The organism is Marinomonas rhizomae (assembly GCF_024397855.1).
In the GTDB taxonomy this organism is placed as follows: domain Bacteria; phylum Pseudomonadota; class Gammaproteobacteria; order Pseudomonadales; family Marinomonadaceae; genus Marinomonas; species Marinomonas rhizomae_A.
In genome coordinates, this window is the sequence record NZ_CP073343.1 from 695250 (window position 1) to 704926 (window position 9677).

Consider the following 9677-nt stretch of genomic DNA (forward strand, 5'->3'; position numbering starts at 1 on the left):
ACACAATGAAAGTACTTACCGTTTTTGGTACCCGTCCTGAAGCAATAAAAATGGCCCCTTTAGTTCATGCGTTTGCTAAAGATGAACGCTTTGAAGCAAAAGCGTGTGTTACCGCACAACATCGCGAGATGCTTGATCAGGTATTGGATCTTTTTAAAATAACACCAGATTATGATTTAAATCTAATGAAGGCGGGACAAACTCTGCCCGAAGTCACCAGCCGAATTTTGCTTGAATTAACGCCAGTACTAAAAGAATTTAAACCCGATGTTGTACTGGTTCACGGTGACACAGCCACTACTTTCGCTGCTAGCCTAGCCGCATATTATGAGCAAATTGCCGTGGGGCACGTAGAAGCGGGCTTGCGTACGGGTAATATCTACTCACCTTGGCCTGAAGAAGGTAATCGCAAGTTAACCGGTGCCTTAACAAAGTACCATTTCGCGCCGACAGAAAATTCCAAGCAAAACCTGCTTAACGAAAACTACACCAGTGACAATATCCATGTAACAGGCAATACCGTTATTGATGCCTTGCTTCTCGTGAAAGCTCAAATTGAATCTGACACTGTTTTAACCGATTCTCTGGCTGCTCAATTTCCTATGCTAGACAGCAGTAAAAAGCTGATACTTGTGACAGGCCATCGACGCGAAAGTTTCGGTGGTGGATTTGAACGTATTTGTGAAGCATTGGCGCAAACGGCAAAAGCGCACCCTGATGTTCAAATACTTTACCCAGTGCATTTAAATCCCAATGTGCAGGAACCGGTGAATCGCATTTTGAGCGATGTGAATAATGTGCATCTTATTGAGCCGCAGCAATACCTTCCGTTTGTCTACTTAATGAACAAAGCGCACATTATCTTGACCGACTCCGGCGGTATTCAAGAAGAAGCTCCTAGTCTAGGTAAACCCGTACTGGTGATGCGTGATACAACAGAACGCCCTGAGGCGGTAGACGCTGGTACGGTGAAGTTGGTTGGAACCGATGTGTTAAAAATTACCACGGCCCTAAATGAACTGCTAACGAATGACCTAGCGTACAGCGAAATGAGCCGAGCTCATAATCCCTATGGTGATGGTAAAGCTTGTCAGCGAATTTGCGGTATTTTGGCTAAATAATAAATCTAGGTCCCGCCTTGAGGCGGACCATGGCAACAGTAACAAACATTTTTGAACATTAAGGAATATCATGTCTTTTAATACGATTTCTGTGATTGGTTTAGGGTATATTGGCCTACCAACCGCGGCTATGTTTGCTTCTAGAAAGAAAAAAGTGATCGGAGTAGATGTTAATCAACATGCTGTAGACACCATAAATCGCGGTGAAATACACATTGTTGAGCCTGATTTAGACATGATAGTGCATGCAGCCGTTACAGAAGGCTATTTAAAAGCCGTGTTAAAACCTGAACCTGCCGATGCTTTTTTAATTGCGGTGCCTACACCCTTTAAAAAATCGTTAAATCAAGATGATATTCCTGAGCCAGATTTAACTTACATCCAAAAAGCGGCTGAAGCGATTGCGCCAGTGTTGAAAAAAGGCGACCTGGTCATCCTGGAATCAACCTCACCAGTGGGTGCCACAGAGCAAATGGCAGAATGGCTAGCAGCAGCGAGGTCAGACCTATCGTTTCCTTCTGCTAATAGTGAAGCAATGGATGAAACGGTGGATGTGAATGTGGCTCATTGCCCTGAGCGCGTTTTACCAGGCCATGTTGTGCGTGAATTAGTAGAAAATGACCGTGTTATCGGTGGGATGACCGCGAAATGTTCTGCCCGCGCCGTAGAGCTATACAAAACCTTTGTACAAGGTGAGTGCGTTATCACGAATGCCCGCACAGCGGAAATGGCTAAATTGACAGAAAACTCTTGTCGAGATGTGCAAATTGCTTTTGCTAATGAGCTTTCTATCATTTGTGACAAGCTAGACATCGACGTATGGGAATTGATTTCACTCGCGAACCGTCACCCACGTATTAATATTTTACAACCGGGGCCGGGTGTTGGCGGACATTGCATCGCGGTTGATCCTTGGTTCATCGTCAGCAAAACACCGGAAGAAGCCAAATTGATTCATACGGCTCGTAAAGTGAACGATGCCAAACCGGAATGGGTCATCAATAAAGTGAAAATAGCTATTGCCGATTTTTTACAAGCGAACCCAGATAAAACTGCTAAGGATGTAACGATAGCTTGTTACGGCCTAGCGTTTAAACCGGATATTGATGATTTACGTGAAAGCCCAGCACTTAATATCACGAAAAAAATTACCGAAATACATTCAGGTAAAGTATTGGCTGTTGAGCCGAATATTAAGGCGCTGCCAGCTATGAATACAACGCTTGAACTTGTGAGCTTTGAAGAAGCGAAAGAAATGGCGGATGTGCATTTGTTATTGGTGGATCATAAAGTCTTTAAAACAGCAAAAATATCAAGCTGTTATTTAATCGATACGAAAGGAGTTTGGTTGTGAGCGTAATGTCAAAAAAGATAGCAGTAATTGGTCTAGGTTACGTAGGTTTACCGCTCGCAGTGGAATTTGGAAAAAAGCAACAAATCGTTGGTTTTGATATCAATCAAGCACGAGTGAGCGAGTTGTTGTCAGGTAAAGATGCGACGTTAGAAGTAACTCCTGCGGAATTAAAACAAGCGACTTTATTGAAGTTTTCTTCTGCTATTGAGGATATAAAAGATTGTAATATTTACATTGTTACAGTGCCTACACCTATAGATGAAGCCAACGCACCCGACCTAACGCCGCTTCGCAAAGCGTCTGCTATGTTAGCAACGGTTATTAAACAAAATGACGTTGTAATTTACGAGTCGACTGTCTATCCCGGTGCAACGGAAGAAGTTTGCATCCCTATTATTGAAAAGGCATCAGGGCTTAAATTTAATGAAGATTTTTTTGCGGGTTATAGTCCGGAGCGTATTAATCCTGGTGATAAGGTAAACACTTTAACTAAAATCAAAAAAATCACGTCTGGCTCTACACCCGAAATCGCAAAATTTGTGGATGACCTCTATGGCTCTATTATTACAGCAGGTACTCATTCGGCGGGTTCTATAAAAGTCGCTGAAGCGGCAAAAGTTATTGAAAACACGCAGCGTGATTTGAATATTGCCATCATCAATGAATTTGCCAAAATTTTTAATATTCTTAATATCGATACACAAGAAGTGCTTGATGCCGCAGGTACAAAATGGAATTTTTTGCCATTCAAACCAGGCTTAGTAGGCGGACATTGTATCAGTGTAGATCCATACTATTTGACTTATAAAGCCAAAGAGGTGGGTTATCAGCCTGAAGTAATCTTGGCTGGACGACGTATTAACGATGGTATGGGGCAGTATACAGCGACACAACTCGTAAAGGCTGTTTCTAAGCGAAAAATACACGTTGATGAAGCGAAAGTGTTGGTGCTCGGCTTTACCTTTAAAGGGGATTGTCCTGACGTACGCAATACCAAAATTGTCGATATGGTTAAAGAATTAAAAAGCTTCAATATGCATGTCGATGTTTACGATCACTGGGCAAGCCCTGAAGAAGTCAAACATGAATATGGTATTGAGCTGATAAGCGAGCTTAAAGCTGGTTACTATGATGCTATTGTGTTGGCGGTGGATCACTCCGACTATAAAAAATGGGGCGAAGAAAAGATTCGCAGCTTAGGTAAGGAAAAGCACGTTCTTTATGATGTGAAATACGTCTTACCTTATGGTGAGTCTGACATACGTTTATAGTGTTTAATTTTGATAATAAATTATTTTAGTGGAATAAAGATGAAGCGATTTGCCCTTATCGGTGCCTCAGGTTACATCGCACCTAGACATTTAAAAGCGATCAAAGAAACCAATAACGACCTTGTCGTTGCGATGGACATAAATGACTCTGTTGGCATTATGGACAGTCATTTTCCGAATGCTGAATTTTTTACAGAGTTTGAAGAGTTCGAAGGGTTTGTTGAAGACCAAAAATTGAAAGGCGAAACTATTGATTATGTTGCGATATGCTCGCCTAATTATCTACATCTACCTCATATGAAATACGCTCTAAAGAATGGCATTGATGTGATCTGTGAAAAGCCATTGGTACTAAATGTAGAAGATTTAGATACACTCAAACTGTATGAAGAAAAATATGGTGCAAAAGTAAACTCTATTTTGCAGTTGCGTTTGCACCCTTCTATCTTAGCGCTCAAAGAAAAAGTTGCTAATGCACCCGCGGATAAAATATTCGATGTGGATCTCACTTACCTGACTTCGCGTGGAAAATGGTACATGAAGTCTTGGAAAGGTTTTGATCACAAATCTGGTGGTGTGGCGACCAACATTGGAGTCCATTTCTACGATATGTTGCATTTCATCTTTGGTGATATTGTTAAAAACGAAGTGCATTACCGAGATGAGAAAACCTCAGCAGGGTATTTGGAATATGAGCGTGCTCGCGTTCGTTGGTTTCTTTCTATCGATGCCAATCATCTACCTGAAAATGCCGTTCATGGTGAGAAATCTACCTTCCGTAGTATTACGATAGAAGGTGAAGAGCTCGAATTCTCCGGTGGTTTTACTGATCTGCATACACAAAGCTATCAGCGTGTATTAGAAGGCAAAGGTTACGGCGTAGAAGATAATCGTGCCGCCATTGAAACGGTTGAGGTCATACGTAATTCTGCAATTATAAAAAAACCCATATATTATCATCCATATTTTGAGAGGCTCTATGATAACAAATGATCTAGTATATACATTATTCGGTATTGAATCGTTAGTCTTCAAGGTTGATAGTTTAGGCGTTGCTACAACTGATTCATCTGGTGATATATTGACGTTTTTATCAGACCGAAAATTTATTTCTGATCTTAATAAAAATAAAAGTATAAAGGCCGTTTTTTCTAAAGAAGTCGATAGTGATGTTATTAGAGATGATATAGTTAGGATATATGTTGATGATCCTAAATGGTATTTTTTTTCTTTAATGAACTATTTGGCTGAAAATAAAAAAAGAAAGCCAAGTAGTATTTCTACAAGCGCTAAAATTCATCCTACTTCTTTTATAGATAGTGAAGGGGTTGTAATTGAAGATAATGTTTTAGTAGAACCAAATGTAACAATACTCAAAGATACAGTATTAAAGCGAGGCTCAATAGTCAGAGCTGGTGCTGTTTTAGGTGTAGATGGTTTTGAGCATAAAAAAACTAGTAAGGGTCCCCTTTCAGTAGTGCATGATGGAAAATTAATAGTTGAAGAAAATGCAGAAATTGGACCAAATAATACGATAATTAAAGGATTTGGATACCGGGATACAATTATTGGAGAGGGAAGTAAGTTAGATGGGTTGGTTCATTATGCCCACGGAGTACAATGTGGAGTAGGGTGTTTAATTGCTGCAAATGCTATGATTGCTGGGCATGTAACATTAGGTAATAATGTTTGGGTTGGACCAAGTGTTTCAATATCAAACCGTATTACAATAGCAGATAACTCTTTTTTAACCATAGGCTCTGTCATAGTAAGGGATGTTGCCAAGAATGAAAAATTAACAGGAAACTTTGCAATTCCTCATGAAAAATTTATTCGTAACTATGCAAAGAGTATAAAGTAGGTATATCTATGCAATTTATTGATTTGGCAGCGCAGTATATGCATCTAAAAGCAAGAATAAATAAGCGTATTCAAGCTGTATTGGATCATGGTCATTATATTATGGGTCCAGAGGTTCAGGAACTAGAAGAAAAGTTGGCTGAGTATGTTGGTGTTAAACATGTGATTACCTGTGCAAATGGAACAGACGCTTTAACTCTTGCTATGATGGTGCTTGATATTAAACCAGGTGACGCTGTTTTTTGTCCAACTTTTACTTTTTTTGCAACAGCGGAAGTGATTGCTTACGAAGGTGCAATACCAGTTTTTGTAGATTCAGACGAAGCAACTTTTAACATTTGCCCGATAGATTTAGAAAAGCGCATTCAGGCGACTATGGCTGATGGGATATTAACCCCTAAAGCTATTATTGCTGTAGATTTGTTTGGTTTACCTGCCAACTATCCAGAAATACAAAAAATTGCCGATAAATACAATTTAAAATTGGTAGAGGATGCTGCACAAGGTTTTGGTGGTGAGATTAATGGTAAACGAGCTGGTAGTTTCGGTGACATTGCAACAACCAGTTTCTTTCCAGCGAAACCTCTAGGTTGCTATGGTGACGGTGGTGCTATATTTACCAATAATGATGAATATGCAGAGCTGCTAAGGTCATATCGTGTACATGGTAAGGGGATTGATAAATACGATAATGTTCGCATTGGTATGAATAGTCGGTTAGATACTATTCAAGCCGCCATATTGCTCGAAAAACTAGCAGAATTTCCTATTGAGCTGATTAATCGTAATAAAGCTGCTGAGAATTACAGCACAACTTTAGCTGCTAAATATAGAATACCATCTGTACCAGATGGCTATGTTAGTTCCTGGGCGCAGTATACGGTACTTTCTGATGATCGTGATTCTGAAATGATGAAGTATAAAGAACAATATGTTCCCACTATGATTTATTATAGAGCCTGTATGCATCAACAAACAGCATTCAGTCAATTGGGATATCAAGAAGGAGATTTTCCGATTGCAGAAAATATGGCTAAAAAAGCTTTTAGTATACCTATGCATGGTTATCTGAGATTATAATGATTAAAGGTTTTTTATTTTTATTAGGTGGTACTGTTATTGCACAGGTGGGGACTTTAGTTGCCACCCCTTTTCTAGCACAGTTATATGGCCCAAATTTATTTGGCACTTTAGCGATATTAATTGGTTGTGTAACAATATTTAGTAGTATTGGATCTTTTAAACTAGATGTAGCTATGCAGAATGTGAGTGTTGATAAAGACTATCAAAGTATTGTGAATTGTGCATTTTTGATTAATATTTTTATACTGCTAATTTTAGGCTTTATTTTAGTTGTCTTATCAAAATTTGATGTGTTTTTTTTTAGGGATGATGTTAAAAAAGTAAATTTATTTTTTTTGTTTTTAGGTTGCACTGGGATTGTTTTTTACAATTTTGCCGTCTCATGTGCATTAAGAGATAAAGCATATAGGAAAGCTGGTTTTTCTAGAGTTTTGCTTATTTTTTCTATGCTTTTTTTACAGTTTTTACTATATCCATTATCTGATTTAGGTCTTGTTCTTGGATATTCCCTATCGTTCGTTTTTCCAGTTTATATTTTGTGTTTAAATTATAAGATTTTTTATTTCAATAAATTTAGTTTTAGAGAGATCTTTTTTGTTTGTAAAAAAGAATATAAATTTACTTTATATACAAATATTAGTTCATTAATAAATGCAGTGGGTAATCAAGTGCATATACTATTTTTTGGTGCTTATTACGGACTTGATATGGTTGGTCTGTTAATGCTAAGTCAAAAGATAATTTCTGCACCAATAAAAATGATAGCTGATTCAATATCTAAAATAATATATACAAACAAAATTGATATGGAAAAAGAAAATGCAATTTTATTTGTAAATATAATTTTTTATGTTCTTGTGTGCTCAATTCCTGTGTTTGTTGTGGTTTTTTATTTTATTGAGCCTTTAATTGTGTTTTTTTTTGGAGCTGAATGGGTGGGGGCGGCTAAATATAGTGAATATGCTATTGTACTAGGAGGCTTTACACTTATTGGGATGCCACTGTACAACATAATGTTGAAAATTGGCTGTAATAAAAGTGCAATGTTTTTTGAGTTTTTTATGATAGCTATAAGGGTTTCTGTACTAGTTTTAACCTTTTCTTTTCAATGGAACTCGATTTTCTCTGTAATGGTTTTGTTTTTAGTTGCTTCGTTATTTTGGTTTTTTTATATAGCATATAGTTTGTTTTTTATTGGTTTAAGCTGTTTTAAGATTTTTTTCGCTTTTATTTTTTATGTGTTTTATATCTTTTCTCTTTATTGTTTTTTGCGTTTTAATGATGAGGATTTAATTTTGATTGTTGTGATTTATTCTTTCTTGTTCGTTCTTTTGTGCTTTGGGCTTTTTTCATATGTTAAAAAAAATAATTTTTAAATTTTTAAATTTTTTTATGTCTTTTTTTTTCTCAAAAGAGTATTTAAAAGGTAGATGGTTTTCAGGTTTGACGGGGTATAATTGGTGTTTTAAAACCATTGTACATTGTAGATTGTTAAGATTAGGAAAAAACTATCCTTTCCCTGCGAGTCATAAAGTAAGGATATCTAATTGGAAAAAAATTTATTTTGATCCTGAAGATATTGCCTTATTTCAAAGTGAAGGATGCTATTTTCAAAATTTCTCCGCCAATATATATATAGGAAAAGGAACTTTTATTGCTCCAAATGTTGGGCTCATAACAGCCAATCATGATTTAACTGATTTAAAAAAACATCTTCCTGGAAAAGACATTATCATTGGTGAGCGTTGTTGGATAGGAATGAATAGTGTTTTGTTGCCAGGTGTGAAATTGGCCGATGGGATTATAGTTGGCGCAGGCAGTGTTGTTACAAAGTCATTTGATGAGCCTGGTGTTATTGTTTGTGGCAACCCAGCAAAAATATTGAGAGCAGTTAATGAAAAAAGTTAAATATGTAAGTATGCAGAAAGATGTTTTTATAAAGAAATTGGGAGGGTATTCACATTTTAAAGGTGTGGCAACTTCTTTGAGTAAATTATACTTGGTAACATTAGTTGGGCATCATATTAATCTTATAAGTATCAAAGGGGTAATGTTAAAAAACCTTGGGTTGAATTTTTATTATTTGAGAATAGTATGTGATTATATTTTTGATCTAGATAGCGATTTTTATATAGTCAGGAAAACGTTGCTAGGTTCCTTGATATTTAGTTTTATTTATCCAATTAAGTGTATTGTTTTAAAGGTTCTCAAGAAAAAGCAATTCTTAATATACGAATATAATGGTATATCTGGTGAGTTTAACGAAAAAATACCTGTTTTTTTTAGAGGTTTTTTTAAATTAATAAATATTATACCTACTTTATTAAGTGATCACACTTATTGTGTTAATGACTCAATTAGGAAAAGTTTATACTTACATTTTAATGCTGATAAATTATTTGTTTGCGAAAATGGTGGTCCGTTACCAATTGATACCAAAATTGCAGTGGCAGGGGGCAAGGGAGTAGCAATTATCTTCTATGGTGGTGATCAAGAACATTATTCTATTAGAGAAATGGTTGAAGAGGTTAAAAAGAATTCAAATATTCACTTGCATCTTATTGGTCCTAATTTACAACATTACTCTTCCTCAAATGTTTTTTGCCCTGGGGTAATGGATTTAGAGCAATTGTCTTTGTATATTTCTCAATTAGGGGGGATGTGTTTTGGTATTATACCGTTAAAAAATATTTTAAATGATAATGGCGCAAGGCCTATTAAGGTATTTGATTATATGTCATTGTCTCTGCCCTTGCTTCATACTGAATATTGTTTATCTAATTTTGATGAAGATAAAGTTTTTTCTATTTCATATTGTTTATTTTCAGAAGTTTTTCCTAAAATTGAGTCTTTAACATTAGGCTCCTATAATCAAATGAGAAATGAGGTGAAGCTTTCGTATGCTCGATATCAATGGGATAGAACTTTAGAACCGCTTTTTGAAATCATCAATAAGAAATAATTAATGTTTTATGGTTGATTTTTTCG

General features: G+C 36.5%; 9 protein-coding genes. All 9 read left to right on the forward strand.

Annotated features, from left to right (window positions below):
• Nucleotides 1–5: 5 nt before the first annotated feature.
• The 9 genes from wecB (at nt 6) to KDW99_RS03225 (ending at nt 9651) form a co-directional block, all read left to right on the forward strand.
• Nucleotides 6–1121: a non-hydrolyzing UDP-N-acetylglucosamine 2-epimerase gene (gene wecB, locus KDW99_RS03185; RefSeq protein WP_255827880.1), complete on the forward strand. Its 1116-nt coding sequence runs from the start codon at nt 6–8 to the stop codon at nt 1119–1121.
• 70 nt (nt 1122–1191) lie between these two features.
• Nucleotides 1192–2475 carry a UDP-N-acetyl-D-mannosamine dehydrogenase gene (gene wecC / locus KDW99_RS03190; protein ID WP_255827881.1) on the forward strand — a complete coding sequence of 428 codons (1284 nt, stop codon included), beginning with the start codon at nt 1192–1194 and terminating at the stop codon, nt 2473–2475.
• 5 nt (nt 2476–2480) lie between these two features.
• The gene (gene tviB / locus KDW99_RS03195) at nt 2481–3746 is read left to right on the forward strand and encodes a Vi polysaccharide biosynthesis UDP-N-acetylglucosamine C-6 dehydrogenase TviB (protein ID WP_255829247.1); all 1266 of its coding nucleotides are present in this window, start codon (nt 2481–2483) and stop codon (nt 3744–3746) included.
• A gap of 39 nt (nt 3747–3785) precedes the next feature.
• The gene (locus KDW99_RS03200) at nt 3786–4739 is read left to right on the forward strand and encodes a Gfo/Idh/MocA family protein (protein WP_255827882.1); all 954 of its coding nucleotides are present in this window, start codon (nt 3786–3788) and stop codon (nt 4737–4739) included.
• Nucleotides 4726–5607: a hypothetical protein gene (locus KDW99_RS03205; protein WP_255827883.1), complete on the forward strand. Its 882-nt coding sequence runs from the start codon at nt 4726–4728 to the stop codon at nt 5605–5607. The genes KDW99_RS03200 and KDW99_RS03205 overlap by 14 nt, the downstream gene beginning before the upstream one ends.
• 8 nt (nt 5608–5615) lie before the next feature.
• Nucleotides 5616–6686, forward strand: a complete 1071-nt coding sequence (locus KDW99_RS03210) for a DegT/DnrJ/EryC1/StrS family aminotransferase (RefSeq protein ID WP_255827884.1) — start codon at nt 5616–5618, stop codon at nt 6684–6686.
• Nucleotides 6686–8065 carry an oligosaccharide flippase family protein gene (locus KDW99_RS03215; RefSeq protein WP_255827885.1) on the forward strand — a complete coding sequence of 460 codons (1380 nt, stop codon included), beginning with the start codon at nt 6686–6688 and terminating at the stop codon, nt 8063–8065. Before KDW99_RS03210 ends, KDW99_RS03215 begins: the two co-directional genes overlap by 1 nt.
• Entirely contained in the window at nt 8043–8597 is a 555-nt protein-coding gene (locus tag KDW99_RS03220; RefSeq protein WP_255827886.1) for an acyltransferase, read from the forward strand. Before KDW99_RS03215 ends, KDW99_RS03220 begins: the two co-directional genes overlap by 23 nt.
• Nucleotides 8584–9651, forward strand: a complete 1068-nt coding sequence (locus tag KDW99_RS03225; RefSeq protein ID WP_255827887.1) for a hypothetical protein — start codon at nt 8584–8586, stop codon at nt 9649–9651. Before KDW99_RS03220 ends, KDW99_RS03225 begins: the two co-directional genes overlap by 14 nt.
• Nucleotides 9652–9677: the final 26 nt, after the last annotated feature.